A 26,004-nucleotide genomic window follows, 5' to 3' on the forward strand; every position below is an offset into this window, starting at 1 on the left:
GGCCCGCGGACGCGTCCAGCCGCCAGACCGGAGCGCGTCTCGCCGTCGCCCGAGCCGATAGCGATATGCTCGCAGCCGGCGTAGAGACGCTCATGCCGATCAGCATCGATCAGTTCGAACAGACGCCCGAGCAGCAGCTCCGCCCGCCGGCGGCCGGCTCCGAGAACGCCGACCGCGTGCTCGCCTACCTCACCGAGCGCCGCGAGGAGGCGTTCACGCCCGCGGAGATCTGCGAGGGCACCGGCGTCCCCCGCGGCAGCGTCGGCGTCGTCCTCGCGCGGCTCGAAGACCGGGGTCTGGTCCGCCACCGCGGCGCCTACTGGACCGTTAGCCCGAAAGCGACCGCGCGATAGCGGGCGGTCGCCCGTCGGCTGCGAGTCGCTCCCGGATCAGTTGTACTCCCGCCAGCGGTGGCCACACTCCGTACACTTGAAGAATCGCGTCGGCGGCTCGTCGGCGGAGCCGGTCTGTTTGATCGTGTACCAGGCGACGCCGTTGCCGCAGTCGTCGCAGGTGACGCTCTTGTCCTTGGGCTTGCCCTCGAAGTTCGCGCCCTCCTCGGTCTCGACGACCTCCTCGCCGGACTGCTCGGCGGTGCTGACGAACTGGTCGGCCAGGTCGTCGTCCTTCCCGACGGTGGCGCCGCAGCTCTTGCAGACCATCTCGTCGCCGTCGGCGTGCATCATCGAACCGCAGTCGTCGCAGAACTGCATGGTACCACGCCCGTTGACCGCCCGGGCGTAAGTATACCTCGCTCTCTCGTTCGTCCGCCTCGCCGACCGTGAACCGCCCTGCGGGGCCGTCAGGCGTCCTCTTCGAGCTCCCGTCGCTCCTCGACGACCGGGCAGTTGCTCACCCGGACGCTGTCGACGTCGACGAACGCCAGGATGTCGGTGCCCTCGTGGCCGCAGGCCACGTCCGGGGGCTCCGAGAAGTACTCGCAGCCCTCGCAGTAGCTGTGTTTCGACACCGTGACCACGTCGTCCTCCTCGCCCTCGGAGGGCGCGTCGACGGCGTCGCGGTCCCCGTCGCCCGCGTCGGGCTCGGCGGTGAGCCGCTCCCACACCTCGTCGGGGTCGATCCCCTCGACGCCGGACCGCTCGAAGGCGCTCGCCGACGACTCGAAGGGGTCCTCGTCGGACACGGTCACGTCCGCGAGCGGGTCCCCGCGGCGCTCGTCGGTCCCGTCGTCCCCGTCCCCACCGTCGACCGGCTGGCTCCCGCCGCCACGGTCGCCCATGTACTCGAAGGGGTCCGGGTCGACCGCGTCGGTCGACGCCGACGCCGCGGACTCGTCGGCCGAATCCCGCGTCGCGGACTCGTCGGCGTCCCCGGTTTCGCCGTCGTCGCTCCCCGGCGCAGCGCCCCGGCTTCCGGACGAGTCGTCGCCGAAGGAGTCGAACGGGTCGCCGTCGCGGTCGCGGTACTCGTCGAACGAATCGAACGGGTCGCCGCGGGCGTCGTCGTCATCGGGGTCGTCGGTATCGGGGTCGCCGCTCACGATATCAGCTCCCGTCGGCGGCGTCGGGGACGTTCGAGCGGTCGCTCTCGTCGCCGGCTTCCAGTTTGCGCGCGACGGTCAGTTTGGGCTTGCCGAACAGCCCGCCCGGCAGCGCCACGTCGCTGACGGTCGCGTCGCAGTGGGGACATCTGGGCTCGTGCAACAGCGCGATGTCGACCGCCTGCGAGCAGTTCTCGCAGACCGCCCGGTCCACGTCGAGCTCCGCCGCGGTGGCCTTCAGCCGGTCGATGGCGTCGGTGCCGGTCGAGCGGGCCTGCTCGGCCTCCCGGAGGTCGCTGACGACCCAGGCCACCGTCTGCAGGCGCTCCTCGACCTCGTCGAGCCGGTCGGTCGCCCGCTCGATCTCGCTCACGCGGTCGCCGAGGGCGTCGACTCGCTCCTCGGCCGCGGCCGCGTCGTCGGTCGCCTCGTCGACCCGCGATTCGAGGGCCGAGAGCGACGACTCCAGGTCGTCGACGGCCGTCGAGAGCGTCGCGAGCTCGCCGAACTCCGGGTGGGTATGGTCCGCCTCGGCCTTGCCGTCGGCCTCCCGTTTCACCTGGACCACCCGGTCGCGCACGTCCTGGATCTTGTCGGTGAACTCCGCCTCGACGCGGTCGATCTCCGCCGACAGCCCCTCCTCGACGGCGTCGAGGTCGCCCCCGCCGTCGACGCGCTCGGCGACGGCGTCGGCGATGTCGGGCAGTCGCTCGGCGATCACGTCCCGGACCTCGCTCTCGACGTCGGTGCCCAGGGCGGCGGCCACGTCCTCGTCGCCGAACTCCTCGGCAGCGCGGTAGGATGCGAGTAACTGGACGACGACGGCCTCCCGGTCGACGCCGAGGTCGGCGGCCTTCCGGTCCAGCCAGGCCTCTACGTCCGCGGGCAGGGACACGGACACGCCGGCGTCGTCCGACGACTCGCTCGCCATTACTTGCCCTTGACGGGAGTAAGCAGTTAAGGGTTTGCCACCGGTTCTCGAAATTCGAACTGGCGGATCGGTCCGATACCGCCGCTCGTGGCCGTTATCCGGAGAATCTCGGAGTGGGTCCGGTCAGCGGATCTTGCGCACGTCGCTGATGTCGAAGCCGCCGTCGCCGACCTCCGTCTCGAACTGGACGATGTTCTCGTCGTCGATCCCCGAGAGGACGCCCCGGAACTGCTTGACGACGAGCGTCCGCGCGCGGGTCGACCCGCCGCTGGCCCACTCGAACTCCAGGGCGCCGTCGACGCTGTCGACGAGCTGGCCGTACTCCGTGTCCGAGACCGTCTCCCGGCCGACGTGGACGAGGATGACCCCGTTCCACTCGTTGGCGCCCTTCTGGAGCCCCTTGATGAGGAAGACGACGTCCGACCAGTTCACCTTCTCGTCGCGGCCGGCCGTGCTGATGAGGTCCGACAGCGAGTCGATGACGACGAGGTTCCCCGGCGCGTGGTCGACGAGCAGCTCCCCGAGCTCGCCGAGGATGTCGTCGCGCTCCTGGCGCGCCCGGAGGTCCTTGATGTCGGCGGTCTCCTCGGCGTACCAGTCCCGGGGGACCGGGCTCCGGTGGAAGTACTGCTCCGAGAGGTCGTGATACCTGACCGCGTCCATGCCGGCGTCGGCGATGTCGTCGTCCATGGTCATCCCGACCTCCTCGGCGAAGCGCCGTTCGTCGGCGGTGAACGAGACGAAGTGAACCGCCCCGGGAGGGTTCGCGTTCGGAGCGAGGTCGCCGTAGTAGAGGTCGTGTAACGCCTCGTCGGTCTCGGCGAGGGCGTTCAACAGCGTGCTCGTCTGGATGAACTCCCGCGACCCCGCGCCGCCCTCGCCCGCCACGAGGACGACGCTGCCCGTTGGCGCGCCGCCGCCGAGGGTCGTGTCGAGCTGGCGGACCCCGAAGGGTATCCGGTCCATGCGACCACCATTCTCCCCCGCCCGTTTACCTGTTGCCCCGCGATTCTCGCTCGGTGAAACGGCGCTTCGGCGCTTCGCGGGCGTCAGTCGTCCGCGACCGTCGCGCCCTCGTCGCGCGGGCGAGCGACGACGACTCGCCCGCCGTCCGCCGCGTCGGAGAGCGCCGCCCGGGCAGCGTCGGCCACCTCCGACGCGTAGTCGGCGTCGGTCAGCGCGTACACCGTGGGCCCCCACGAGGACTGGCCGGCGCCGGCGACCGCCGGGTGCGCCGAGAGGGCGTCGATGATCGCCCCCGCGGGCGGGCGGTAGACGCCGCCCTGTTCGTCGGCGTACCAGGCGCCGTTGAGCCGGCCCAGCCGAGCGACCGCGTCGCCGAAGGCCACCCGGTCGCCCGTCGCGGCCGCCGGGAGTAACCCCTGAGTGACCACCAGCGCGATGTCCTCGGCGATGCCCGGGTCCGCGCGCTCGACGACCGAGCGCATGCTCTCGTCCTCCTCGTCGCCGCTGCGGCCCGGTCCCGCGTCGGGGATCGCGAGGACGAACCGCCAGTCGTCGGGCAGGTCGTGGCGCGCGACGACCGGCGGGACCGCCCACTCGCCCTCGGCTGGCGGCGCGGTGGTGAACCGCTCGGTCGGGTGGCCGCCGTCGACGACGAACCCGCCCGACTCGAACGTCGCGACGCCGATGCCGCTACGGCCGCCGCGGCCCAGTGCCGGGGCGCGCTCCCGGGGGTCGACGTCGATGTCGTAGGCGCCGGCGACGGCGACGAGCGCGGCGAGCGCCAGCTGGGTCCCGCTGCCGAGCCCGGCGTGGCGGGGCAGGCGCTCGTCGACGCGGACGGTCGCGCCGGGCACGTCGAGGTGGTCGACGACCCGCTCGACGTACGGTCGCGCCGCGTCGTCGTCGCAGTCGACGGCCTCGGCCCGTTCGGCGCGCAGGTCGAGCCGCGGTTCGGCGAGCGCGAGGCCGACGCCGCCGTAGAGGCGTTCGTGTGCCAGCGAGAGGTTCTGAAAGCCGACGTGGATGCGCCCGCCGACCGTGACCCGGGTCATGCCGTCACCGAAGTCGCCCCGCTCCTACGGCCTTTCGACAGCGGCCGTCGTCGCCGGAGCCCGTGACGGCCCCGCCGGAGCCCAGCCGATGTCGCCGGTACCCGGGCGATGCCGCCGCTGGTAGCCCGAGTGCCGCCGGTCTTCTCACCGCGCACGGCCGCCGCCGAACCGCCGCGAGCGGCGGTATCCGGTCGATAAGCCGTCATTTACAATCGGGTCGGAGCAGCGTAGACGAGGGCATGAGTGAACAGCGACCGCCCGGCGACCGCCGGGACGAGTCCGTTCGCGACGGGAGGGGGGAGTCGACGCCGTCGGCAGCGGGGGGCGGCGACGACACCGACCCGGCAGTGACGGAGACGGCGACCGCCGACCGCGACTCGCGACCGACCGCCCGAGACTCGCCGTCCGAGATCGGCGGGGGCGAGCGCGACGCCGCGGCCGGCGACGGGGCCGACGAGCGCGGGGCCGGCCCGCTGGCGACCGCCGTCGAGGACGCGACGACCGTCGAACCGTGGACGCCCTCGTCGCCGACGGGCCACGAGACCGCGTCCGTCCGGCGACACCTCCGGCGCGACGAGTCGCTCCAGGCCGTCGACGCCGCCAGACTGCTCGGCGACGGCGGCGGCCGGGCGGCGGTCGGCCTCAGCGACGACCGCCTCCTCGCCGTCACCGACGACGGCCTCCTGAGCGTCGGTCTCGACCGGCTGTCGGCGGTCCGCAGCTCCGTCGACTCGACGCTGGGACTGCGCGGCCGCGACGCCCGCCTGCTCGGCGGCGCCGGCTATCTCTGCTCGGTGGTCGCGTTCCTCGGCGTCCTCGGGACGGCCGCCGACCCGCTGACGCCGTCGCTCGCGCTGGCCGCCGTCGGGGGCGCGCTCGCCGCCGACCACGTCCGCCGCGAGGGCGTCGCCCCGAACGGCCGGACGGTGACCGACCGACTCCGCCGCTTCGGCCCGCTCGCCTCCCTCGCCGACGCGCTCGACGGGCTCGAACGACGCGTCCGGGGCAGTTCGGGCGCCGACCCGCTCGGTCGCTGGGGCGCGGCCGCACTCGCGGTCGGCCCGTTCGCGACGCTGGTCGCGCTGGAGGGCACCGTCCTCCCGCCGCTGTTCGCGCTGGCGACGGTCGCGAGTTTCGCGCTGGTCGTCTACGCCGTGCGCAACGGCGACGAGTTCGACGGGACGGAAGTGGTCCGGCGACGCCGCCGGACGGTCACCGCGACGTTCGACGACGGCACCGTCCTCGCCCTTCGCACCCACCCCGACTCGCCGCTCGACCGCGAACTCGCGGCTCGCGTCGGCGAGTCGTCGCGGCGTCCGGTCTCGGGCGGGGACGACTGACCGCCTCGGGCGGGGACGACTGACCGCCTCGGGCGGTAGAGGAGGGGGCGCTGGGAGCTCAGGCAAGCGGGAGCAGTTCCGTGGGGAGACTGCCGGGCAGTTCGTCGCGGTCGTGCTCGCCGTCGAAGTGCAGGTCCGGCCCGCGGGCGATCAGCCGCTTGGGGTTGACGTCCGGGTGGGTCGTGTAGTAGTGCTCCTTGATGTGGTCCATGTTCACCGTCTCGGCGACCCCGGGCGTCTGGTAGAGGTCGCGCAGGTACGGCCAGAGGTTGTCGTACTCGTGGATGGCCTTGACGTTGCACTTGAAGTGGGTGTGGTACACCTCGTCGAAGCGGACCAGCGTCGTGAACATGCAGATGTCCGCTTCGGTCAGCCGGTCACCGGCGAGGTAGCGCTGGTCGGCCAGCACCTCGTCCCAGTGGTCTAACGCCGCGAACAGCTCGTCGACGGCCTCGTCGTAGGCGTCCTGCGAGCCGGCGAAGCCCGCGCGATACACGCCGTTGTTGATCGGGTCGTAGATGTCGTCGATGATCGCGTCGACTTCCTCGCGGTAGCCCTCCGGGTACAGATCCACGTCGCGCTCGGCAACCGAATCGAACTCCGTGTCGAGCATCCGCAGCACCTCCTCGGACTCGTTGTTGACGATGGTCTCCTCCCGCTTGTCCCAGAGCACGGGCACGGTCACCCGGCAGGTGGCGTCGGGGTCGGCTTCCTGATAGACCTCCCGGAGGTAGTCGCTGCCGTTGACGGTGTCGGGCGTACACCCCTCCTTCTCGGGGGTGAACTGCCAGCCGCCGTCGTCGCGGTAGGGGTCGACGATATCGACCGAGATGGCGTCTTCGAGCCCCTTCAGCGACCGGATCAGCAGGGTCCGGTGAGCCCACGGGCAGGCGTAGGAGACGTAGAGGTGGTACCGACCGGCTTCGGGCTGAAAGCGCGCGTCGGGGTCGTCTTCGACGCGGTCGCGGAACGTCGTCTCGCCGCGCTCGAACTCTCCGTCCTCGTTCGTGTATTCGTCGATGTCCGTCCGCCACTCGCCGTCGACGAGTTTGTTCATAGGTGTCCGCTCGTTGGGCCGGGAACCGTAAAAGCCCTCCAGTGACGCGCGGGTAACCGGACGGTCGTCCGGCGAACCGACGCAAGCGTTTAGTATCACCCTGTCGATGGTTACGCCAGTCACGCGCGGTGCGGGGGTATGAAACACGTCATCGAAGTCGAGAACGGGGACGCACAGGTGCTCACGGAGACGGGGAGCGGCGGTCTGATCGGTTGGGGGTTCTTGCACGACCGCCCGCTCGCCGAGTACGTCGAGCAGACGGAGACCCCTAGGTTCGTCGTCCGGAACCGGAAACGGGGGTTCACGGTCGAAGGGACGGACGGCGAAGCGAGCGACGAGGCGGTCGAGACGGGGCAGGTCGCGCCCGACGGCGACCACAGCGCGGCGGCGCTGGTGACGGACGTTCGGGTGCTGTTCGCCGTCGGCCGCGCCGACGGGGACCGCACGCGGTCGGTGCCGCTGGACGAGGTGGTCGACGCCCGCACGGAGGCGGGGCTGCGCAACGCGGCGCTCGCCCTCGACACCGTCGCGGGAGCGCAGTACCGGTTCCCCTCGCGGGGCGACCTGGACGCGGTCAGGGAGTTCGTCGACGCCGCCGCGGGGATCTGGTCGCGCGCCGAGCGCCACCTCGAAGCCGCCGAGGAGACGCTCGACCGCGTCGAGCAGGCCTTCGAGGCGGGCGACGTGGACGTGGTGCTGGCGGCGGTCGGCGACGTGCGCGGGACGCTCGACGCCGCCCGCGAGACGGCGGCGGCGCTGGACGGCGCCGCGGCGTCGGTCGGCGACCGGGTCGAGGCCTACCGCGAACGGCTGCGGGCGTTCGAGCGCCGCGCCTACGCCGAGCAGGCCGAGCAGGCCCGCGAGCGCGGCCACACCCGCTGGGACGACGACGCCTACGAGACGGCCGCCGACCACTTCCAGCGGGCGGCAGAGAGCTACGCGGCGGCGCTGTCGGTCGACGCCGACCGGCCGAGCGACGAGCTGATCGAGCGCCGGCGGGCGAACCTCGACGCCGAGCGCGAGCGCCTGGCCGCCGCGCCGCTCGAACGCGCCGAGCAGGCGGTCGAACTCGCCCGGTCGACCGACGACACCGAGACTGCCGTCACGTGGTGGGAGCGGGCGCTGGAGCGGTACGAACGGGTCCGCGCGCTCGACTGGGGCCGCGATGACCCCCGTTTCGACGGCGACCGCGAGGCGATCCGCGAGCGGCTCGCGACCGTCGTCGAGCGGCTGGTCGACGCGCGCTGTGAGCGCGCCCGACGGGCGCTCGACGCCGCCGACGGGGCGCCTCCCGCGGCGGTCGCGGCCGCCTGCGACCGCGCCGAGTCGTCGCTCGACGCCGCCCGCGCGGTCGCCCGCGAACGGGTCCCCGACGCGCTCGACGCCGTCGAGGAACTCGACGACCGACTCGCCGCCCGCCGCCCCGATCCGTCCGCGACCGACCGCGAAGACACCGACGACGCCGGCTCCGCGACCGTCGTCGTCCCGCCCGAAGCGGCCGACGAGGACGCGAGCGACGACGGCGAGGACGAGACCGAGTCCCGTTCCGAGGCGAGCGTCGAGTCCGACGGCGACGCGGAGACCGACGGGACCGAGACCGGGGACGGGGCCGACTCGGCGGGCGGCGAGTGGACGCTTGCCGACGACGGGACGGACGACGAGTGGCTGACCGCCGAGCGAACCGCAACGTCGACCGACGCCGGTGAGGTCGACGACGCGTCCGACGCCGACGTGGTCGCGGACGCGGTCGCCGATGCCTCCGACGCCGACGTGCTCGCGGACGCCGCCGACGCGGCCGACGCCGTCCTCGGGAGCGAAACGGACGGTGGCGATCGGGAGGGCGACGCGGACGGGAGGAGTACCGAAGACGACGCACGCGACGGCGAGACGGGTACCGCACGCGACGGCGGTGACGGGATCGACACCGCGGACGGGTGGACGCCCGCGGCGCTGGGGGGCCTCGACGCCGACGGGTTCGCGCGGGTCGTCGCGGATTGCTTCGGCGCGACCGGGTGGACGGTCGACGCGGTGGACGACGGCGCGGTTGACCTGCGCGCGCGGCCCCGGGGCCGACGAACGTGCGCGCGGGCGTCCTGACCGTCCACGCGGACGCCGCGGCGACGGTCGACGGGGCGGCGGTCGAGCGCTTCGCCGCCGCGGTCGAGCGCGACGCCGACCTCGACGCGGCGGTGGTCGTCGCCGGCGCGGCGCTTCCCCGGGACGCCCGCGAGCGCGCCGAGGAAACCGGCGTGACGGTGGTCGCGCCGGACGCGCTGGTCGACGAACTCGACGGGCACGAGGTCTCGGCTCCCCGCGCCGGGGCCGATCGGTGAGCGACGGCGACGACCCGGGGCGAGGCGGCTCCCGGCGAACCGAGGGCGAGGAGTGCCAGGCGTTCGCACGAGGTCGGGCGGGTTCGAAGGCTTTATCCACGCGCTCGGACTCGTTTACGGCAAGACTATGTCGGACAAACCTGCCTCGATGTACCGGGACATCGACAAGCCCGCGTACACCCGACGGGAGTACATCACGGGTATTCCCGGTTCGAAGATCGCACAGCACCAGATGGGCGACAAGAACGCGGACGCCGACGACTACCCGGTCCAGATCAGCCTCGTCGTCGAGGAGTCGGTCCAGCTCCGCCACGGCTCGATGGAGGCCTCCCGGCTCTCGGCCAACCGCCACCTCATCAAGGAGCTCGGCGAGGGCAACTACCGGATGGTCCTCCGGAAGTTCCCCCATCAGGTCATCCGAGAGAACAAACAGGCGACCGGCGCGGGTGCGGACCGCGTCTCCGACGGCATGCGCCAGGCGTTCGGCAAGATCGTCGGCACCGCCGCGCGGATCCAGTCCGGCGAGCGCCTGTTCACGGCCTACTGCGACGTCGACCAGGCCGAGGAAGTCAAGGAAGCCTACCGCCGCGCGTACAACAAGATCACCCCGCCGTGCCGCATCAAGGTCGAACGCGGCGAAGAGCTGCTGATCGCCTGAGGCGACCTTCCTCTCGGTTTCTCCGGTCGTGACCGACGGGTCTCTCCGCCGCCCGTCAGTCTTCCTCGGCGAGTCTGACCGTCAACACCGGCACGTCGGCCGCGCGGACGACCTTCTCGGTGACGCTCCCGAGCAGGTAGCGGTCCAGCCCGCGCCGCCCGTGGGTGCCCATCACGACCGCGTCGACCCCCGTCTCCTCGGCGTCCGCCAGAATCTCCCTGTACGGCTCGCCCTCGCGTATCTCGCCGGTCGCCTCGACGCCGCGGTCGGTGACCGTCTCGACCGTCTCCGCGACGACCTCCTCGCTCGCGGTCCGCAGCGACTCGACCGTCGTCGCCTCCGCGGCCCCGCTGCCGAGGTACGTCGTGTCGACGACGTACAGGACGCGCAGCGTCGCGTCCATCGCCGTCGCCAGCGTCAGCGCGTGCTCCAGCGCCGCGTCCGCTCCGTCGCTCCCGTCCGTCGGGTAGAGTATCTCGTCGTACACGCGTACACCTTCACACCGACGGGACGTGCCGGTTGCCCCGCTTCCCGCTGCTCTGGGATCGAACAAACGCTTATGGTCCATTATTTTCGACGAATTGGCAGTATATGCCGGATACCTGATCGAACGCCGGACGCTGGTGAGAGGTCCGCTCGGCGTCGGCCGGCAGGTCGGCGGTCGGCGGGTTTTTGTCGGGACCTCCCGACGGACAGGTATGCGCAGGCTGGCGGTCGCGACGAACGCGGAAACGTACGAGCGGATGCAGGGGCCGCTCGCCGACCGCGGGATCGAGGTCGACCACGTTCGCTCCCGCGAGCGGACGGTCGCGCTCACCGACCCGCCCTGGGGAGAGTTCGACGCCGGGTTCGTCTTCCCGCCGCGCCTGATGGAGGGCGGCGTCGCCGACGCCGCGCTGGGCGTCCCGTGGGTCAACGACCGCGAGGCGGTCCTCCGCTCGCGCAACAAAGCAGGGGTGATCGCCCGCCTGGCCGCCGCCGACGTGCCCGTCCCCGAGACGGTGATGGTGTCGAACCCCGTCGACGAGTCCGAACTCGTCTCGGCGTTCGAGCGGTTCGATCCGCCGGTCGTCGTCAAGCCCAACTCCACCACCCGCGGCGTCGGCGTCGCGAAGGCGGGCGACCTGGACTCGCTTTTGGGCGTCGTCGACTACCTCGACCTCGTCCACGATTTTCGAGCTACCGGCGACAAGTCCTTTCTCGTCCAGGAGTACCTCCCCGGCGCGACCGACTACCGCGTGATGGTGCTGGACGGCGAGTACGTCGGCGCGGTCGAGCGCCGGCTCCCCGACGACGCCCTCGCCGCCGGCCAGTGGAAGCACAACGTCCACCGCGGCGCCGAGGCCAGCCGCGTCGACCTCGATCCGGAACTCCGCGAACTGGCCGAGCGGACCGCCGACGCGCTCGACATCCCCTTCCTCGGCGTCGACCTGCTCGTCACCGACGACAGGGCCGTCGTCAACGAGACCAACGCCCGCCCCACCATCGACGACGCCGGGAAGTACGTCGACGGCTTCTGGGACGATCTGGCCGACCTCGTCCGGCGGACGGCCGACGAGTAGCCGATATCAGTCCCGAACGTCCGCGGCGATCCGCTCCAGTTCGGCGAACTCCTCGTCGGAGTAGGCGATGACGCGGGCGTCCGAGAGCCCGTTCGCCTCGTACTCGGCGACGGCCTCGCAGACGATCCGCGCGCCCTCGGCGAACGCGAAGCCGGCGGCGCCGGTGCCGAGCACGGGCACGACGACCGACTCGCAGTCCATCTCGTCGGCGGCGGCGAGGGCGTTGCGCGTCGCGTCGGCGATCGACTGTTCGGTCGCGCGGCCGTCGCCGTAGTGGGGCATCGCGGCGGCGTGGATCACGTGGTCGGCGTCGAGTTCGTAGGCGTCGGTGACGGCGACGGCCCCCAGATCGACCGGTCCCTCGTCCATCGCTGCCTCGTTGATCGGCCCGCCGGCGGCCCGTCGGAGCGCTCCCGCGACGCCGCTACCCATCCGCAGGCTCGTCCCCGCCGCGTTGACCAGCGCGTCGGCCGACTGGGCCGCGATGTCGCCCTGGACGGTGGTGAACTCCATGGTCGACGCTCCGAGTGCGAGCGGCTAAAAGGCGTTCCCGGGCCCGTGGGCGCGCGAACCCGGTAGGCTAAAGGGCTGCCGTCCGGAACCGCTAGACGCGAGGGCCCGTATCTCAGTCTGGTTAGAGAGAGCGGCTCATAACCGCTTCGTCCTTGGTTCAAATCCGAGCGGGCCCACTCAACTTCTCGGTGGTCCGTAGCCGAACGGAGCGGCCGACGACCGCGCTCACTCCACGGTGACCGAGCCGGTCATCCCCGCGGCCTCGTGGGGGATGCAGACGTACTCGTGAGTGCCGGTCGTCTCGAAAGTGCGGACGAACGACTGGCCGGACCCGACGGCGCCCTTCCCGTTCTCCCAGCCCTCGCGGGCGGCCGACTCGGAGTCGAAGTCGCCGGAGGCCCAGTAGGTCGCCCCGTCGGGGAGCGAGTCCTCGGTAGCGGTGACGCTGTGGGCCTCGCCGCCGGCGTGCGTCCAGGCGACGGTGTCACCGGCCGAGACGGTCAGCTCCGCGGGCTCGAAGGCGACGGCGGTCATGTCGACGACGTGGTCGGCGTCGTCGGGAACACCCTCGACGACGTTCGGGCCGCCCTGGAGATTCGATTCGCCGCCGCTCTCGCCTCCGGACCCGCTCTTACCGCCGCTCTCGCCGCTCGCTCCGGCGACCCGCAGGTCCAGCGGAAGCTCCTCGACGCCGTCGACGAGGGCGAACTGGGCGTACAGCGAGGCGTCGGCGAAGGTGTCCGCCGCCGCCCCCACCTCCCCGCCTTCGTCGAGCGCGGTGATGTAGGCGTCCAGCTGCCGCTCGAAGCTCTCGTAGGCCGACCGGCTGGCCGCCTCCAGCATTCCGTGAACCCGCGCGTTCTCGAAGTGGGCGAAGGCGTCCTGGACGACCGCCGCGGCAGCGCCGCCAGCCGAACCGCCGGCGCTCTCGACGACCGCGTAGGCCGACTTCAGCGCCTCGGCGTTGAACGACTTGCTCGGCGCGTACACGTCGTCGCCGCTGGCCGCGGCCGAAGACACCGCGCCGAGCCGCTCCTCGAAGGCTTCGTAGACCGATTCGTCGGCTTCCTCCAGAGCCTCGTGGTAGCCGCCCGCGCCGGCCTCGAAGTGCTCGAAGGCGCCCTGTGCGATGGCCTCGGCGCGGCTGGCCTTTCCGAGAGCGTCCAGCACCGCCGCGTCGAACCCGCGAGCGCCCATATACGCGGCTTCGGCACCGCTGACGGTGGCGGTCGTCCCGGCAGCCGTCTCGAACTCCAGCAGCGCGGACTGGACGCCCTCGTAGTGAGTGTCGACGCCCTCGCCGTCGGCGTTCTCGAAGGCGGTGATCAGCCCCGACAGGTGCTCCTCCTCGAAACTGTGGTAGAGTTCCTCGTCGGTCGACTCCATCGCCTCGTGGAAGCCGAGTTCGTCCGCCTCGAAGCGCTCGAACAACCCCTCCGCGAGAGTCGCGGCGGCGTCGTTCTGCCCCAGCCGGTACAGCTCCCTCGCGTCGGCGAAGCGGGCGCGGAAGAACGCGGCCTCCAGCAGCGGCGCGTTCGAGCCGGCGAGCGCCTCGACACCGGCGACGAGGTTCTCGTCGACGGTCGCGACGGCGTCGTCGACGCCCGAGGAGTCGCCGCTCTCGATGGCCGATCGGAGCGCGGAGAGCCCGGACTCGAAGCCCTCGTAGGCCTCGCCGTCGGCCTCCTCGAGCGCCTCGTGGGCGCGGGCGCCCTCGAAGTGGGCGAAGATGTCGCTCGCCATCGTCGCGGCGCGGTCGGTCTCGCCGCGGGCGGCGAGCCAGCCGGCGTCGGCGGCGCGGGCGCGGTAGAGCGTCAGCGCGGCGGCGTGGGCGTAGTCGGTCGAGGGACCGCCGGTCGCGGCGAGCGCGGCGGCGTCCCAGCCGCGGGCCTGCAGCGTCGCGACGTGGCCGGCGCCGGCGGCCGCTTCGGCGTCCGCGAGTGCGTAGCTCCCGTCGATGGCGGCCTGGTAGGCGGTCGCGGCCTCGCTCCGGACCGTCTCGGCGTCCTCGTTTCCGGCGGCTTCGGCCGCCGCTCCGAGGGCACCCTCGAAGGCACCGTAGGACTCGGCGTCGGCGGATTCGAGCGCGTCGTGGACGGCGGCCTCCTCGAACCGGGTGAGGACGGCCTCGGCGGTGGTGCGGGCGCCCTCGAAGTGGCCCGCGGCCGCGAGCGCGGCTGCGTCGAGCGCCGCCGCCCCGAGCGACTGGAGGGCGAGCGCGTTCGCGGTCGACTCGCCGACGAGCGCCCGCTGGGCCTCGGCCAGCTGCGCGCTCGCGGTCGACGCTTCCTCGCGCGTACGTTCGATGTCGCCCGCGTCGAGGCCGGCCGTTCGGAGTGCCCCGAGCGCCCCCTCGAAACCCTCGTAGTTCGACTCGCTCGTCGCTTCGAGCATCTCGTGGGCGCCGTACTCACCGCTGGCCCCCTCGAACCGCGCGAACGTCGACTGTGCGACCGAAGCGCCGGCACCGTACTCCCTAGCGCACCCGAGTGCGAACGCGTCCCACACCCGGGCGCGCATGGCGTTCCACTCGGCGGCGACGGCCGCGTCCACCGACGCCGAGCCGTCCCCGTCGCCCGACGCCGTTCCGGTCGACGCCCCCGTCTCGTCGCTGTCCGAGTTTCCGTTGCATCCCGCGAGCCCGAGCGTCGCGAGCGCTGCGCCCGTCGCCAGCACGTCTCGTCTTCGGTTTCCCATACGATTTAGGCCAGCCTAAAGGTTGATAAACCCACCGGAATTTAGGCCAACCTAAACATGTTCGGGTCCCTATATCCGGCGCGCTGAACGCCGAACCAGTAGCCTCGGTATCTCTCCCGCAGACGATTCCGTATCGCGATACGCGCTGTACAACGGTCGCCGGACACTGCTGCCGGCGGATCGCGGGGCGGAACGGGGATCGGGGGATCGGAGGAGATTCAGGCGATCTGGTCGCTGTACTCGTCGGCCGAGAGCAACTCGTCGAGGGCCGACTCGTCGTCGAGCTCCACCTCGATCAGCCAGCCGTCGCCGTAGGGGTCCTCGTTGACGAGTTCCGGCCGGTCGACCAGGTCGTCGTTGACGGCGACGACGGTGCCGGAGACGGGAGCGTAGATGTCGGAGACGGCCTTGATCGACTCGACGACGCCGAAGTCCTCGCCCGCGGTGACCGCCTCGCCCTCGCTCGGGAGGTCGACGAAGACCACGTCGCCGAGTTCGTCCTGGGCGAAGTCGGAGATGCCGATGCGTGCACTGGCGTCGTCGACCCGCGCCCACTCGTGGGAGTCGAGATAGCGCAGGTCGTCGGGAACGTCGAAGCTCATCTATCGAGGAATGGGGTCGCGGTGGTACGTGCTTTCTTCGGTTCGCCCCGCACTTCGACGCGGACGGCCTCGTCGAGGCCCACGTCGACGGGCAGGTACGCCAGCCCGATCCCCTTGCCCAGCGTCGGGCTCATCGTCCCGCTGGTGACCTCGCCGAGGCGCTCGCCGCCCGTCGACTCGACGGCGTAGCCCTCGCGGGGAACGCCGCGGTCCACGAGTTCGATCCCCCGCAACTTCTCGTCGACGCCCTCCACGTCGACCCCTTCCAGCGCGTCGCGGCCGACGAACTCGCTGTCGAGGTCGACGGCGAAGTCGATGCCCGCCTCGTAGGGGTTGCGGGGGTTGTCCTCGGGGTCGAAGTCCTGCCCCGAGAGGAGAAAGCCCATCTCCAGGCGGAGAGTGTCCCGGGCGCCCAGGCCACAGGGCTGACACTCCAGGGCCGACCAGACCGTCTTGGCCTCGTCCCAGGGGTAGACGAGTTCGTAGCCCGGTTCGCCGGTGTAGCCGGTCCGGGAGACGAGCGTCTCGACGCCCGCCACCGCCCCGACCGTCGTCTCGAACCGACCCAGCTCCCCCAGGTCGGCGTCCGTCTCGGCGGCGAGCAGGTCCCGGGCGTCCGGGCCCTGGAGGGCGACCATCGCCAGCGACGCTGTGCGGTTCTCGACGGTCGCGTCGAGCTCCCACGACTCGCGGTGGTCGACCCAGCGGTCGGCCATCTCGTCGTCGTGACCGGCGTTGGGGACGACGAGGTAGTCCGCCTCGACCGACCAGTCGTCGGGCGGGCGGTAGACGACGGTGTCGTCGAGCATCGCGCCGCGGTCGTCGGTGATCGCGGCGTAGTTCGACTCGCCGGGGTCGAGGTCGGCCACGTCGTTGGTCACCAGCCGGTTGGTGAGCCGGAGGGCGTCGGGGCCGGAGACGGTCAGCTGGCCCATGTGGGACACGTCGAATCGACCGACCGACTCGCGGACGGCCTCGTGTTCCGCCCGGATGGAGTCGAACTCGACGGGCATCTCCCACCCGCCGAACTCGGTGAGCGTCGCGCCGCTCGCCTCGTGGGCGTCCGCAAGCGGCGGCTGTCTGAGCGTCATACCCCGATTTCCGCCCGCCAGCGACGTAACGTTGTCGTCGCCCGCGTGCGCGCTGGCCCCCCATCTCCCCCCGTCGGCGCCGGCGTCTGACGCTGTCGATCCGATGGCGCGATATCGAACACCGTCTCCGCCGGCCCGCGTGCTCGGACGCTCGGGGCCGCCTGTCGTCGGGACCGAACCCCGGCGAAGGGGCACTTCCGGCCGGTTACCGGTCGGTTTCGCACAGTTTCCGACCCGGAAACTGTGATCCCCTTTATATGTCCTATCCGGCTGTCGGGTCGAACGCGATGGTTCCCCAACCGCTTCCACGAGAGAACGCCCTCCCGCCCGGTCGGCGCGAGCCTCCGGGCGGCGCACCGCTCGCGCCCGCGGAGGTGGCGCCGTGAGCCGCTTCGACCGCCCGTTCCGGTTCGTCACCGAGCACAACCTCGTCGTCCTCCTGCTCATGTTGCTGGTGACCGGCGGCGTCGTCGCCGGGATCAGTCAGCTGGAGACCCAGAGTCAGATGAACGGCTCCAGCGCGGTCGGCGACACGGAGGTCGCACAGAAACTCGACTACATCCGGGCGAACTACGGGACGAACGAGAGCCACGGCGACGCCAGCGCGGTCAGCCCCGCGCCCGTCTACGTCCGCAGCGACGGCGACGACGCCCTCTCGAAGGCCGCCCTGATGGACTCGCTGTCGTTCCAGCAACGGGCGCTCGACAACGAGTCGGTCGCCGCCGCGCTCGACGGCCGCGAACCACTCGGCGTCGCGAACCTCGTCGCGAAACGGCTGGCGGGGAGTCCCGACGCCGGCCTCGGCGATCAGGTCGCCGCGCTCGAATCGGCGAGCGCGACCGAGGTTGAGCGCGCCGTCGAGGCGACGGTCACCGAGAACTCCTCGGCGGCCGCGCTCCTCCCGAGCGACTACGAGCCCGGGACTGCCACCGCCGAGAGCCGCCGAATGCTGTTCGAATTCGAGAGCGCCGACGCCGGCGACGCCGCGGCCGAGCGGCGTACCGCCGCGACCGCGGCGTTGTACGAAACAACCCGGGACCACTCGGACCCCGAGTACTTCACGCTCGGCGAGCACGCGGCCGCGACGGCCAACGCCAACTACAGCCGGCAGATGATCGAGCTGATCCTCCCGGTCGCGCTGTTGGCGATCCTCGCGGTGCTGGCCTTCTCCTACCGGGATCTCGTGGACGTGGTCGTCGGGTTCACCGGCGTCGTCCTGTCTGTGCTGTGGATGTTCGGCATCCTCGGCTGGATGGGGATCCCCGCCGGGTTCACGCTCATCATCGGTCCCGTCCTCATCGTCGGCCTCAGCGTCGACTACGGGTTACACGTCTTCATGCGCTACCGCGAGGAGCGCGGCGAGGGTGAGGACATCCGCGAGCCGATGGCCCGCGGGCTCTCCTCGGTCGCGGTCGCGCTCGGCCTGGTGACGCTGACCGCCGCGGTCGGGTTCATGTCGAACGTCACCAACGAGTTCGGCCTCATCAGGCAGCTGTCGATCGGCATCACGCTGGGCGTCGTCTCGACGTTCGTCGTCTCGCTGACGCTCGTCCCGGCGCTGAAGGTGACCGTCGACGGCCTGCTCGAACGCGTCGGGCTCGACCGCCGCAAGCGCCCCCTCGGCGAGACCCGCCTGCTCGAACCGTTCCTCGGGAGCGGCGTCCGCCTCGCCAAGCGCGCCGCGCCCGTCGTGATCCTCCTCGCGCTGGTCGCCGGGTCGGCCGGCGCCGTCGCGTGGACGGAGCTGGATCGGCAGTCGGTCCAGCAGAACCAGAACGACATCGCCGACTGGAAGCAGGATCTGCCCGGGCCGCTCGCCTGGGAGACGAGCGAGTTCGACGCCCTGTCCGCCTACGTCGACGACCACTACCGCGCCGCCGACGAGGACGCCCGCAGCCAGTCGCAGGTGTTGCTGGAGGGCGACGTGACCTCGCCGGCCGCGCTCGCCGCCGTGGAGTCGGTCGGCGACCGCGCGGCCGAGGAGGGGGCGGTCTTCCAGCGGGCGGGCTCGGTCCCCCTCCGCTCGCCGTCGTCGGTGATGCAGTCGGTCGCCGCCGCGGACGACGAGTTCGCGGCGACGCTCGCCGAGGCCGACACCGACGGCGACGGCGTCCCCGACCGGTCGGTCGCCGACGTGTACGACGCCCTGTACGCCGCCGCGCCCGAGCGGGCGAGTCGGGTGGTCGAGCGAACGGACGACGAGTACCGCTCGCTGCGGGTCGTCGTCCCGATCGCCGGGAGCGCGACCATCACCGAGCAGGCCGACGCCATGCAGGCGGTCGCCGGGAGCGTGAGCGCCGACGGCGTCGACGCCACCGCGGTCGGCGTCGGGACGCTCAACGAGGCCGAGCTGGCCCAGACCACCGACAGCATCCTGACGACGCTGGTGGTCGCGCTGGCGGCCGTCGGGGTCCTGTTGACCCTGATCTACCGGCTCGCCACCGGGAGCGCGACCCTCGGCGCGGTGACGGTCGTCCCCATCGTCCTCGTGACCGCGCTGGTCGTCGGCGCGATGTACCTGCTCGCCATCCCGCTGACGCTGCTGACCTCGCTGTTGCTCAGCCTCGTCATCGGCCTGGGCATCGACTACAACATCCACGTCAGCGACCGGTTCGCGCAGGAACTGGAGCGGGGCCAGACCGTCACCGGTGCGCTGCGGACGGCGGTGACCGGCACCGGCGGCGCGCTGCTGGGCAGTACGCTCACCTCCATCGGCGCCTTCAGCGCCCTGCTGCTCCATCCCCATCCGCAGATCACGAGCTTCGGGGCGCTCGTCGTCGTCGCCCTCTCGCTGTCGTTCGTCGTCGCCGTGTTCGTCCTCCCCAGCCTGCTGCTGGTGTGGGCCGACTACGGTAGCGTCGACGCCGTCCGCAGCCAGTCGCCGGCACGCGACGGCCCGATGGCACAGGACTGAGAGCGACCCTCGGTCTCTTCCGTTCAGTCCCGCTTCAGCCGCACGAGCGCGCCCGCGACCAGCGCGACGACCGCGCCGACCGCGAGGACGGTCCCGAGCGGCGTCGGCCCGGAGCCCGAGGTGGGCGTCCCGAGCACGCTGTCGCCGTTCGAACCCGATTCGGTGTCGTCGCCGTCGCTCGCGTCCCCGTCGGCGCCGTCGCCCGAGCCGCCTCCGGTCGTGCCCTCGCCCTCGGTCGCGGTCGGCGACGCGCCGACGGCGCCCATGTCCTCCTCGGGGATCAGCCGCGAGCTCTCGAAGCCGGTGAGGTAGTCGTAACAGGCCTCGATGTCGGCGGTGTCGAAGTCGGCGCCGCCGGCCGATTCGACGACGCCGCCCTCGCCGATGTCGGCCATCGTCGGGCCGCTGGACTCGTCGCCGGTGCCGATCCGCTCCACGTCGTAGGGCTGGTACGGCGAGTACACCTCCCAGACCACCTCGCCGTCGGGCGTCACCTCGACGATGCGGTGGGCCCGCCGGTCGGCGATCAGCGTGTTGCCGTTCGGCAGCCGGTCGGCGTCGCGGGGCTCGCTCAGCCGACCGCCCCGGAGCACCCACGTCTGATTCCACGAGTCGCCCTCGCGCTCGTACTCGACGACGCGGTCGTTGAGGCTGTCCGCGACGATGACCGTCGCCGACCCGTCCTCGCTACTGAGGTAGTCGGGGTTGTGCTGCTCGTGGAGGATCGACGTGTTGTCGTCGGAGCCGAGTTCCCAGCGGAGCTCCTTCGTCTCGCGGTCGATCGCGACCACCTTGTCGAAGTTACGGACCGAGACCATGATGACGCCGTCGCGGATCTGCTCGACGTCGTTGTTGTGGGTCCAGTCGCCGCCGAACTCGCCGCCGCCCGACTTGGGGTAGTGCTCGCTGTAGTTGGCGAAGTAGTACTCCCAGGTGACTCGCTCCTGGGTGAGGTTGTAGATCAGGACGCGGTCCTCGCCGTCCTGGCTCATGTCGTTCATGAGCAGCTCGTCGCCGTTGATCAGGTCCACGTCGTGGGTGTCGTAGGCGTTCTCGAAGCGGCGCTCCGAGAGGTGTTCGCCCGTCTCGGGGTCGATCTCCTCGATCAGCGTGTCGCGGCTGTCGGTCGTCGCCTGGAGGATGTTGCCGTTGTCGAGCACGTCGATGTCGTAGCTCCACCAGCGGCCGGCGTCGCTGTCGTTGTGGACGCCGACGATCGACCCGTTCGGCCGGGCGCCGACGACCATCGCCGAGGTCTTCTCGCCGCCGCGAGCGCCCTGGATCGAGAACAGGGTCGTCCGGTCGGGCGTCTGTTCCATCGTACCCACGCAGGGGTTCGACGCCTGCTGGAGGGCGGCCGCACCGGGGTCGACGGCGGGCGCGGCGCCCGCACCGGAGCGGTCGGCGGCGCCCGCGACGCCGCCGGTGGCGCCCGCGACCGGGACCGCAAGCAGCAGCGCGACCAGCAGAGTGGAGAGGACGGTTCTGCGCATCTGCCACGAGTATCGACCGAGGCGGTTAACTGGGTTACGACTGCCGGCGGGGACGCCGCCGGCCGCTGGGGCGATCAGCGATACCGCTGGGGCGACCCGCGATACCGTTACAGCGACTCGCGGTAGAACTCGACCAGCCGTCGCGTGTGAGGGTGGCTCGGTTCGTCGAGCACTCGCTCGGTCGGCCCCGCCTCGACGACGTGTCCGTCGTGCAGCACCGCCAGCCGGTCGGAGAGCGTCGCCAGCGCCGGCAGTTCCGTCCCGAGCGCGACGAGTGTGGGGCCACCGGCGCCGGTGGTCCCGCCGTCAGTGTCGGCCGCGACCGCCGACTCGAACCTGTCGAGACGGTCGCCGCGAGCGGGGTGGGTGAGAGCGGCCGGCCGGTCGTCGACGACCAGCACCGCGGGGTCGGCCACCGCCGCCAGGGCGAGGTCCGCGAGCTGTGTCGCGGCGGCGTTCAGTTCTCTGGCGCGCGCGTCGAGCACGCGGTCGGCGTCGAGCCCCAGCGCCGAGAGCAGCCGCTCCGCTCGCGCCTCGTCGGTTCCGGTCGCCCGCAGCGCCGGCCGGAACTGCGAGCGCAGCGTCGACGTGGGGTCGAACCCGCCGGCGTCACCGGTGACGACCGCGACCGCCTCGCGGCGGAACCGCTCGCGCCCGTCGTCGTCGAGGTCGAAGACGGACACCGGGTCGCCGCCCTCGGGGCGGTAGGTGACCGACCCGGAGACGCGGGCGGGCGCCGCGAGCCCGTCAACCATCGTCCGCGCCAGCGTCGTCTTCCCGGTGGCGTGCTCCCCGACGACCGCCAGTCGCTCGCCGCGCTCGACGGCCAGGTCAAGCCGGTCGAGTACCTCGTCGCCGCCGTACGCGACCGAGAGGCGTTCGACGGCGAGGACCGGGTCGTCCGGTTCGTCGACGGGGGCGTCGACCGGCGGGGGGACCATCGTGGCGCGACGTTCGGGCCTCGGCCATCTATGGGTTCCGGCGACTCCCCGAAGCGTCACGCCTATACTCGGCGGTGGGGAATCGCGGGTATGAGCTGGCTGCGTGGGCTGTTCGGCGGCGACGAGTCAGCGGGCGCGAGCGACCCGAGCGGTGCGAACGCCGCGGCCGCGACCGGGACCGACCGCGACGCCCGCGGGCACGACCAGCCGCGAGTGGGGTTGTTCGTCGACGGGCCGAACGTCCTGCGCGACGAGTTCGACGTGGATCTCGACGACGTGCGGGCGGCCGCCGAGCGCTACGGCCACCTCGCGTTCGGACGGTTGTACCTCAACGAGAACGCGCCGGCGGGGCTCATCCAGGCGGCGGAGGCGCGGGGGTTCGAGGTGGTCTCGACCAGCGGCGACGTGGACGTGAAACTCGGCGTCGACGCGACGGCGGCGACCGTCGAGGAAGCGATCGACGTGCTCGTCGTCGCCTCCCGGGACACGGACTTCAAGCCGGTGCTGGAGGCGGCCGCCGAGCGCGGGCTGGCGACCATCGCCGTCGCGCCCGGTGAACACGGCCGCTCAGACGCGCTCCGCAACACCGCCCACGAGTCGATCACGCTGGAGTAGGCGCGGGCCAGCCCGCTCCCGCGGCCCACCGGGCGTGGTACAAGAGTTAACTCGCCTGGGACGCATCGGTCGGTATGCGCAGGATCGACGGCCGGAAACTCGCGGCCGGGCTGGTCGCGGCGCTGGTGTTCGGACTCGCCCTGGGATACGGTCTCGCGGTGGTGCTCTGACTCCGGTCCGCGAGCCGCACGCGGCCGCGCTCGCGTTCAAGGCGTGATAATCGGGGGCGAGTCTTTAACCGGGTCAGCGGAAATCGTCGGACATGCTCCGGATCGACGGACGCGTGCTCGCCGCGTCCGTGCTCGGCGTCTTCCTCGTCGGCGCCATCGTCGGGTTCGCGGTCGGCGGCGGGAGCGGTCAGCCCGGCGGCCCGGCGACGCCGACCGACGCGGGCCCGGGTGACGGCGCCGCGCCGACGCCGACACCCTCGCCGGTTCCGACGCCGACGGGGACGGCGGTCCCGACGACCGCGGCGACCGCCTCGCCGACCCCCTTCCCGACGGTCACCCCGACGCCCGTCTCCACGCCGACGGCGACTGCGACTTCCGTACCGACGGTGACAGCCGAACCGACGCCGACGGCCACGCGGACGCCGGCCCTGATCCGCCGGTTCGACACCGCGGAGAGCGAGCGCCACCTCCGGCGGCTGATCAACGACTGGCGGGAGGATCGAGGCCTCGAACCGTTCACCAACCCCGACGGGACGGTCGTCCGGAAGCTCGACCGGATGGCGACCGCCCACAGCGTCGACATGGCCGATCTGGGCGAGACGGTCCACCGGATCGACAACCGCTCCAGCGCCGGCCGCTACCGCGCCGCCGAGCTCTTCGAGACCTGCCAGTTCAAGAAGAGCGACGCGCAGTACATCGTGACGCCGACGCGCAACCGCCTGGAGGTGCTGGGCAAGACCTACGCCGGGAAATCCTACCGCGGCCCGAACGGCACTCGCTACAACGGGAACGAGTCGATGGTCGCGCAGGCGGTCTTCGATAACTGGCGGACCGACTCCGTGTTCCGCGACCGGCTCGCGTACGCCAACGCCTCCCGGATCGGCATCGGCGTCGAGACCACGGAGCGAAACGAGGTGTACGTGACCGGGAACCTCTGCGGCGTCTACGGGAGCGCGTAGCGCGGGGCGGTCCCCGGCGACCCGCGGCCGCCCCGCCGATCCACAGCGAACGGTTTTTTCGAGCGCGCGCCGGAGGCACGGACATGAACGCGGAGATTGCGGGTCCGGTCCTCGACGACCACATGCACCTGGACCCCGTCCACGGCCGCGGCGTCGACGCCGCGCGGGAGTTCGCCGACAGCGGCGGCACGCACCTGCTCGTCGTCAACAAACCCTCCTGGCACCTCCTCGATTCGCTGCCCGAGGGCGCCGACGACTTCCGCGAGGTGTTCGATCTAACCGTCGACGTCGTCGAGCGGGCCAGCGAGGAACTCCAGGGGCGAGCCTGGCCAGTGCTGGGCGTCCACCCCGCGCTCGTCTCTCAGCTCGTCGACGACGGCGCGGAGCCGGAGGCGGCCCGCGACCTGATGCAGGCGGGGCTCGAAACCGCCGCGGAGTACGTCGCCGACGGGCCGGCGCTCGCGCTGAAGTCCGGTCGCCCCCACTACGACGTGTCCGACGCCGTCTGGGCGGCCTCGAACGACGTGATGAGGCGCGGGTTCGAGCTGGCCGCCGAGACGGGCTGTGCCATCCAGTTGCACGCAGAGAGCGGCGAGGACTTCACCGAGGTAGCCGAGTGGGCCGAGGCCCGGGGGCTCCCGAGCGAGCGGGTCGTCAAGCACTACGCCGGCGGTCGGCTGGACGGGATCACCAAGAGCGTCATCTCCCACAAGGACGAACTGGAACTCGCGATCGAGGAAGACGAGCCGTTCATGATGGAGACCGATTTCATCGACGACCCGGACCGGCCGGGCGCGGTGCTGGGCGTCGGGACGGTCCCCTCGCGGGTGCGCTGGCTGCGCGAGCAGGGCTACGACGAGGCCATCGAGCGCGCCCACGTCGACACGCCCGCGGCGGTGTACGGCATCGACACCGAGGCGACGCTGGAATAGACGGTTCCCTCACGCCAGTTTCAGCCACTGCTGGATCGCCATCCACAGGAAGAGGACGCCGCCCGCGAGGAGAATCGCGAACGTGTACCGGGCGAGACTCACCCGCCAGTCGGTCGGTTCGATCTCGTCCCACGAGCGGGTGCTCCCGACGGCGTCCAGCCGCTCGCGCCACAGCGCGACCGTGTACGGCCGGAGCACGCCGAACAGCCCCACCGTCAGGAGCGCGACGCCGACGACAGTGGCGCTGGCCGCCGCGGCGACGGTCACGTGGCCCTCCGCCCGGGTCGGCCTCCGGAACGCGCTCCGTGTCCGGGACGAACGGTCGCCGAGCGACGGGTCTCCCGAGGCATACCTCCGATGCGTCGGCCGACACGATAAGCGTAGAGGCCTCCGCGAGCGCTCGCTGGGACGGTTTTACGTCGCCACCGGTCGACGGACCGCTATGGAACGACGGTGCCCCGACTGCGGCGTGTCGATGGAGTCGGTCGAGTTCGGTATGAGCGACGCCTGGAACCCCCACATCCGGACCGGCGAGAAGCGCGAGGGACTGCTCGGCAAGCTCGGCATGGGCGAGACCGAGGACGTGACGACGCTGATGTGCCCGGAGTGCGGCCTGCTGCGGTTCTACGCCGATATCGAGGACGACGCGGAGAGTTACTGAAGTCGATGGCGGTGTGGTGGTGGCGGTAGCGGAGCGGAGGCGGTCGCGGTGCGGTCTGGTGGCCGGGAGCGCGTGCCCGCGCTCTCGCGCGGGTCGCGCGACTCGGGGAAGGGCAGGCTCGCCGAAGCAGCGGTTCCCGAGCGTCCGGCGCCCTCGGCGCCGGTTCCCCGGCTGCGCGGGAGCGGAGCGACCCGCGCAGCCGGCCTTTTTCACCCATGTTTTTGCGGACGGGGTTCCCCGCAGCGCGCCTCGGGCGCGCGAGGAAACCCCGTCCGGAAAAAGATGGGGTCGAAAGCCATATGACCGGAGCGACGAACGACGTTGTATGAGCAATCAGCCGGGGGAGTACTACACGCCCGAACGCTGGCAGAACTGGCTGGACAGGATCGACGAGGAGGACCTCGACCCCGAAGACGACGACACCGCGCAGTTGCTCTGGAACATGCAGGACGACACGGCCATCGCCGTCGTCAAGGTCGTCTCCGACTTCGAGGAGGGCGTCCTCGACGAGGACGAGGCCCTCTCGGAGATCGAGGACATGCGCGAGGTCGTCCTCGCCGAACCGGAGTTCGACGACGAGGAGGCGCTGATGCTGGTCGACAGCGTCCAGACCTCGCTGGTCTGTGTCTTCTACGCGGCCGAGGAGTTCGTCGTCGGCGGCCCCGCCGAGGACGCGCCCATCGGCGAGTACGTCGGCGCGGCGGCCGACGCCGAGGCCGAGGAGGACCTCGACACGGCGCTGTCGTACTGCGTTCAGGCGGGGACGCTGGTCATCGACGGCGCCGAGTTCGACCCGTCGATGGCCGAGGAGGTCGAACCCGGCCTCGTCGTCCAGTGGGTCAACGGGCTCGACAGCCTCCAGACGGCGATGAAAGACCCCGAAGTCGTCGAAGAGGACGACGAGTAGGCGTTCGAGGGACGACCGGCGGTCCGCGGCGGCGTCCCCGCCGTCGCGACGGCCCGCGCGGCCGCCGTCGACCGACCCCGGCTCGACGGGTAGACGGTCGTTATCAGGG

At 71.7% G+C, this 26,004-nt stretch carries 26 protein-coding genes and 1 tRNA gene; 13 read left to right on the forward strand and 14 right to left on the reverse strand.

What is annotated here, in order from left to right:
• Positions 1 to 92 precede the first annotated feature (92 nt).
• Positions 93 to 353, forward strand: a complete 261-nt coding sequence (locus HZS54_RS23790; RefSeq protein ID WP_179919562.1) for a MarR family transcriptional regulator — start codon at positions 93 to 95, stop codon at positions 351 to 353.
• 36 nt (positions 354 to 389) lie between these two features.
• Here the strand turns inward: HZS54_RS23790 and HZS54_RS23795 are convergent, their stop codons facing one another.
• The 5 genes from HZS54_RS23795 to HZS54_RS23815 form a co-directional block, all read right to left on the reverse strand.
• On the reverse strand, positions 390 to 713 hold the full coding sequence (locus tag HZS54_RS23795; protein WP_179919563.1) for a transcription factor S: 324 nt from the start codon (positions 711 to 713) through the stop codon (positions 390 to 392).
• 89 nt (positions 714 to 802) lie between these two features.
• Positions 803 to 1,501 (reverse strand): DUF8135 domain-containing protein, encoded by a 699-nt coding sequence (locus tag HZS54_RS23800; RefSeq protein ID WP_179919564.1) that lies wholly within the window; start codon positions 1,499 to 1,501, stop codon positions 803 to 805.
• A 4-nt stretch (positions 1,502 to 1,505) separates the two neighbouring features.
• Positions 1,506 to 2,432, reverse strand: a complete 927-nt coding sequence (locus HZS54_RS23805) for a hypothetical protein (protein ID WP_179919565.1) — start codon at positions 2,430 to 2,432, stop codon at positions 1,506 to 1,508.
• Between the two features lie 123 nt (positions 2,433 to 2,555).
• Positions 2,556 to 3,398 carry an RAD55 family ATPase gene (locus HZS54_RS23810; RefSeq protein ID WP_179919566.1) on the reverse strand — a complete coding sequence of 281 codons (843 nt, stop codon included), beginning with the start codon at positions 3,396 to 3,398 and terminating at the stop codon, positions 2,556 to 2,558.
• Positions 3,399 to 3,481: 83 nt separating this feature from the next.
• Complete coding sequence (locus HZS54_RS23815; protein ID WP_179919567.1) at positions 3,482 to 4,450, reverse strand: beta-ribofuranosylaminobenzene 5'-phosphate synthase family protein; 969 nt, start codon at positions 4,448 to 4,450, stop codon at positions 3,482 to 3,484.
• 239 nt (positions 4,451 to 4,689) lie between these two features.
• On the opposite strand from HZS54_RS23815, the gene HZS54_RS23820 reads away from it, so the two are divergent.
• Positions 4,690 to 5,790, forward strand: coding sequence for a hypothetical protein (locus tag HZS54_RS23820; protein ID WP_179919568.1), 1,101 nt, complete (start codon positions 4,690 to 4,692; stop codon positions 5,788 to 5,790).
• Positions 5,791 to 5,848: 58 nt separating this feature from the next.
• Here HZS54_RS23820 and HZS54_RS23825 read toward each other — a convergent pair whose 3' ends face one another.
• The gene (locus tag HZS54_RS23825) at positions 5,849 to 6,847 is read right to left on the reverse strand and encodes a glutathione S-transferase family protein (RefSeq protein WP_179919569.1); all 999 of its coding nucleotides are present in this window, start codon (positions 6,845 to 6,847) and stop codon (positions 5,849 to 5,851) included.
• A 138-nt stretch (positions 6,848 to 6,985) separates the two neighbouring features.
• On the opposite strand from HZS54_RS23825, the gene HZS54_RS23830 reads away from it, so the two are divergent.
• The 3 genes from HZS54_RS23830 to HZS54_RS23840 all read left to right on the forward strand — a co-directional run bounded on the left by HZS54_RS23830 (position 6,986) and on the right by HZS54_RS23840 (position 9,838).
• Complete coding sequence (locus tag HZS54_RS23830; protein ID WP_179919570.1) at positions 6,986 to 8,944, forward strand: hypothetical protein; 1,959 nt, start codon at positions 6,986 to 6,988, stop codon at positions 8,942 to 8,944.
• Complete coding sequence (locus HZS54_RS23835; RefSeq protein WP_179919571.1) at positions 8,926 to 9,180, forward strand: hypothetical protein; 255 nt, start codon at positions 8,926 to 8,928, stop codon at positions 9,178 to 9,180. Before HZS54_RS23830 ends, HZS54_RS23835 begins: the two co-directional genes overlap by 19 nt.
• A 127-nt stretch (positions 9,181 to 9,307) precedes the next feature.
• The gene (locus tag HZS54_RS23840; RefSeq protein WP_179919572.1) at positions 9,308 to 9,838 is read left to right on the forward strand and encodes a 50S ribosomal protein L16; all 531 of its coding nucleotides are present in this window, start codon (positions 9,308 to 9,310) and stop codon (positions 9,836 to 9,838) included.
• Positions 9,839 to 9,893: 55 nt separating this feature from the next.
• On the opposite strand, the gene HZS54_RS23845 is transcribed toward HZS54_RS23840, so the two are convergent.
• Positions 9,894 to 10,325, reverse strand: coding sequence for a universal stress protein (locus HZS54_RS23845; RefSeq protein ID WP_179919573.1), 432 nt, complete (start codon positions 10,323 to 10,325; stop codon positions 9,894 to 9,896).
• A gap of 211 nt (positions 10,326 to 10,536) precedes the next feature.
• On the opposite strand from HZS54_RS23845, the gene HZS54_RS23850 reads away from it, so the two are divergent.
• Positions 10,537 to 11,400 carry an ATP-grasp domain-containing protein gene (locus tag HZS54_RS23850; RefSeq protein ID WP_179919574.1) on the forward strand — a complete coding sequence of 288 codons (864 nt, stop codon included), beginning with the start codon at positions 10,537 to 10,539 and terminating at the stop codon, positions 11,398 to 11,400.
• A 6-nt stretch (positions 11,401 to 11,406) separates the two neighbouring features.
• Here HZS54_RS23850 and HZS54_RS23855 read toward each other — a convergent pair whose 3' ends face one another.
• Positions 11,407 to 11,913 (reverse strand): macro domain-containing protein, encoded by a 507-nt coding sequence (locus tag HZS54_RS23855; RefSeq protein WP_179919575.1) that lies wholly within the window; start codon positions 11,911 to 11,913, stop codon positions 11,407 to 11,409.
• Positions 11,914 to 12,014: 101 nt separating this feature from the next.
• Here HZS54_RS23855 and HZS54_RS23860 point away from each other — a divergent pair.
• Positions 12,015 to 12,089 (forward strand) — tRNA-Ile (locus tag HZS54_RS23860).
• Between the two features lie 49 nt (positions 12,090 to 12,138).
• Here the strand turns inward: HZS54_RS23860 and HZS54_RS23865 are convergent.
• From HZS54_RS23865 to gcvT, 3 genes are all read right to left on the reverse strand, one after another.
• Positions 12,139 to 14,610: a DUF5059 domain-containing protein gene (locus HZS54_RS23865; RefSeq protein WP_179919576.1), complete on the reverse strand. Its 2,472-nt coding sequence runs from the start codon at positions 14,608 to 14,610 to the stop codon at positions 12,139 to 12,141.
• Between the two features lie 218 nt (positions 14,611 to 14,828).
• Positions 14,829 to 15,212: a glycine cleavage system protein GcvH gene (gene gcvH / locus HZS54_RS23870; protein WP_179919577.1), complete on the reverse strand. Its 384-nt coding sequence runs from the start codon at positions 15,210 to 15,212 to the stop codon at positions 14,829 to 14,831.
• Positions 15,209 to 16,303, reverse strand: a complete 1,095-nt coding sequence (gene gcvT / locus HZS54_RS23875; RefSeq protein WP_179919578.1) for a glycine cleavage system aminomethyltransferase GcvT — start codon at positions 16,301 to 16,303, stop codon at positions 15,209 to 15,211. Before gcvT ends, gcvH begins: the two co-directional genes overlap by 4 nt.
• Positions 16,304 to 16,685: 382 nt before the next feature.
• Here gcvT and HZS54_RS23880 point away from each other — a divergent pair, with 382 nt between their 5' ends.
• Complete coding sequence (locus HZS54_RS23880; protein ID WP_218927095.1) at positions 16,686 to 19,217, forward strand: efflux RND transporter permease subunit; 2,532 nt, start codon at positions 16,686 to 16,688, stop codon at positions 19,215 to 19,217.
• A 23-nt stretch (positions 19,218 to 19,240) separates the two neighbouring features.
• Here HZS54_RS23880 and HZS54_RS23885 read toward each other — a convergent pair whose 3' ends face one another.
• Both HZS54_RS23885 and HZS54_RS23890 read right to left on the reverse strand, forming a co-directional pair.
• Positions 19,241 to 20,710: an aryl-sulfate sulfotransferase gene (locus HZS54_RS23885; protein ID WP_179919579.1), complete on the reverse strand. Its 1,470-nt coding sequence runs from the start codon at positions 20,708 to 20,710 to the stop codon at positions 19,241 to 19,243.
• 107 nt (positions 20,711 to 20,817) lie between these two features.
• The gene (locus tag HZS54_RS23890) at positions 20,818 to 21,651 is read right to left on the reverse strand and encodes an ATP-binding cassette domain-containing protein (protein WP_179919580.1); all 834 of its coding nucleotides are present in this window, start codon (positions 21,649 to 21,651) and stop codon (positions 20,818 to 20,820) included.
• Between the two features lie 90 nt (positions 21,652 to 21,741).
• Between HZS54_RS23890 and HZS54_RS23895 the strand changes: the two genes are divergently transcribed.
• From HZS54_RS23895 to HZS54_RS23905, 3 genes are all read left to right on the forward strand, one after another.
• Positions 21,742 to 22,266, forward strand: a complete 525-nt coding sequence (locus HZS54_RS23895; RefSeq protein ID WP_246391724.1) for an NYN domain-containing protein — start codon at positions 21,742 to 21,744, stop codon at positions 22,264 to 22,266.
• A 262-nt stretch (positions 22,267 to 22,528) separates the two neighbouring features.
• Positions 22,529 to 23,395, forward strand: coding sequence for a CAP domain-containing protein (locus HZS54_RS23900; RefSeq protein WP_179919581.1), 867 nt, complete (start codon positions 22,529 to 22,531; stop codon positions 23,393 to 23,395).
• Positions 23,396 to 23,478: 83 nt separating this feature from the next.
• Complete coding sequence (locus tag HZS54_RS23905) at positions 23,479 to 24,327, forward strand: TatD family hydrolase (protein ID WP_179919582.1); 849 nt, start codon at positions 23,479 to 23,481, stop codon at positions 24,325 to 24,327.
• 9 nt (positions 24,328 to 24,336) lie between these two features.
• Here the strand turns inward: HZS54_RS23905 and HZS54_RS23910 are convergent, their stop codons facing one another.
• A complete protein-coding gene (locus tag HZS54_RS23910) occupies positions 24,337 to 24,594 on the reverse strand; it encodes a DUF6199 family natural product biosynthesis protein (RefSeq protein ID WP_179919583.1) in 258 nt (85 codons plus the stop codon).
• A 175-nt stretch (positions 24,595 to 24,769) separates the two neighbouring features.
• Here HZS54_RS23910 and HZS54_RS23915 point away from each other — a divergent pair, with 175 nt between their 5' ends.
• Both HZS54_RS23915 and HZS54_RS23920 read left to right on the forward strand, forming a co-directional pair.
• A complete protein-coding gene (locus tag HZS54_RS23915; protein ID WP_179919584.1) occupies positions 24,770 to 24,988 on the forward strand; it encodes a hypothetical protein in 219 nt (72 codons plus the stop codon).
• Between the two features lie 325 nt (positions 24,989 to 25,313).
• On the forward strand, positions 25,314 to 25,895 hold the full coding sequence (locus HZS54_RS23920; protein ID WP_179919585.1) for a DUF2150 family protein: 582 nt from the start codon (positions 25,314 to 25,316) through the stop codon (positions 25,893 to 25,895).
• The last annotated feature ends 109 nt before the right edge of the window (positions 25,896 to 26,004 follow it).

Origin of the sequence: Halosimplex pelagicum (assembly GCF_013415905.1) — an archaeon.
Lineage (GTDB): Archaea > Halobacteriota > Halobacteria > Halobacteriales > Haloarculaceae > Halosimplex > Halosimplex pelagicum.

What these genes read in the sequence shown, in the direction of transcription:
- gcvT (WP_179919578.1), bottom strand. Translation starts at nt 16,303, where the DNA reads ATGACGCTCAGACAGCCGCCGCTTGCGGACGCCCACGAGGCGAGCGGC.
- gcvH (WP_179919577.1), bottom strand. Translation starts at nt 15,212, where the DNA reads ATGAGCTTCGACGTTCCCGACGACCTGCGCTATCTCGACTCCCACGAG.
- HZS54_RS23855 (WP_179919575.1), bottom strand. Translation starts at nt 11,913, where the DNA reads ATGGAGTTCACCACCGTCCAGGGCGACATCGCGGCCCAGTCGGCCGAC.
- HZS54_RS23865 (WP_179919576.1), bottom strand. Translation starts at nt 14,610, where the DNA reads ATGGGAAACCGAAGACGAGACGTGCTGGCGACGGGCGCAGCGCTCGCG.
- HZS54_RS23805 (WP_179919565.1), bottom strand. Translation starts at nt 2,432, where the DNA reads ATGGCGAGCGAGTCGTCGGACGACGCCGGCGTGTCCGTGTCCCTGCCC.
- HZS54_RS23790 (WP_179919562.1), top strand. Translation starts at nt 93, where the DNA reads ATGCCGATCAGCATCGATCAGTTCGAACAGACGCCCGAGCAGCAGCTC.
- HZS54_RS23830 (WP_179919570.1), top strand. Translation starts at nt 6,986, where the DNA reads ATGAAACACGTCATCGAAGTCGAGAACGGGGACGCACAGGTGCTCACG.
- HZS54_RS23905 (WP_179919582.1), top strand. Translation starts at nt 23,479, where the DNA reads ATGAACGCGGAGATTGCGGGTCCGGTCCTCGACGACCACATGCACCTG.
- HZS54_RS23795 (WP_179919563.1), bottom strand. Translation starts at nt 713, where the DNA reads ATGCAGTTCTGCGACGACTGCGGTTCGATGATGCACGCCGACGGCGAC.
- HZS54_RS23915 (WP_179919584.1), top strand. Translation starts at nt 24,770, where the DNA reads ATGGAACGACGGTGCCCCGACTGCGGCGTGTCGATGGAGTCGGTCGAG.
- HZS54_RS23840 (WP_179919572.1), top strand. Translation starts at nt 9,308, where the DNA reads ATGTCGGACAAACCTGCCTCGATGTACCGGGACATCGACAAGCCCGCG.
- HZS54_RS23825 (WP_179919569.1), bottom strand. Translation starts at nt 6,847, where the DNA reads ATGAACAAACTCGTCGACGGCGAGTGGCGGACGGACATCGACGAATAC.
- HZS54_RS23850 (WP_179919574.1), top strand. Translation starts at nt 10,537, where the DNA reads ATGCGCAGGCTGGCGGTCGCGACGAACGCGGAAACGTACGAGCGGATG.
- HZS54_RS23815 (WP_179919567.1), bottom strand. Translation starts at nt 4,450, where the DNA reads ATGACCCGGGTCACGGTCGGCGGGCGCATCCACGTCGGCTTTCAGAAC.
- HZS54_RS23885 (WP_179919579.1), bottom strand. Translation starts at nt 20,710, where the DNA reads ATGCGCAGAACCGTCCTCTCCACTCTGCTGGTCGCGCTGCTGCTTGCG.
- HZS54_RS23895 (WP_246391724.1), top strand. Translation starts at nt 21,742, where the DNA reads ATGAGCTGGCTGCGTGGGCTGTTCGGCGGCGACGAGTCAGCGGGCGCG.
- HZS54_RS23820 (WP_179919568.1), top strand. Translation starts at nt 4,690, where the DNA reads ATGAGTGAACAGCGACCGCCCGGCGACCGCCGGGACGAGTCCGTTCGC.
- HZS54_RS23900 (WP_179919581.1), top strand. Translation starts at nt 22,529, where the DNA reads ATGCTCCGGATCGACGGACGCGTGCTCGCCGCGTCCGTGCTCGGCGTC.
- HZS54_RS23810 (WP_179919566.1), bottom strand. Translation starts at nt 3,398, where the DNA reads ATGGACCGGATACCCTTCGGGGTCCGCCAGCTCGACACGACCCTCGGC.
- HZS54_RS23890 (WP_179919580.1), bottom strand. Translation starts at nt 21,651, where the DNA reads ATGGTCCCCCCGCCGGTCGACGCCCCCGTCGACGAACCGGACGACCCG.
- HZS54_RS23920 (WP_179919585.1), top strand. Translation starts at nt 25,314, where the DNA reads ATGAGCAATCAGCCGGGGGAGTACTACACGCCCGAACGCTGGCAGAAC.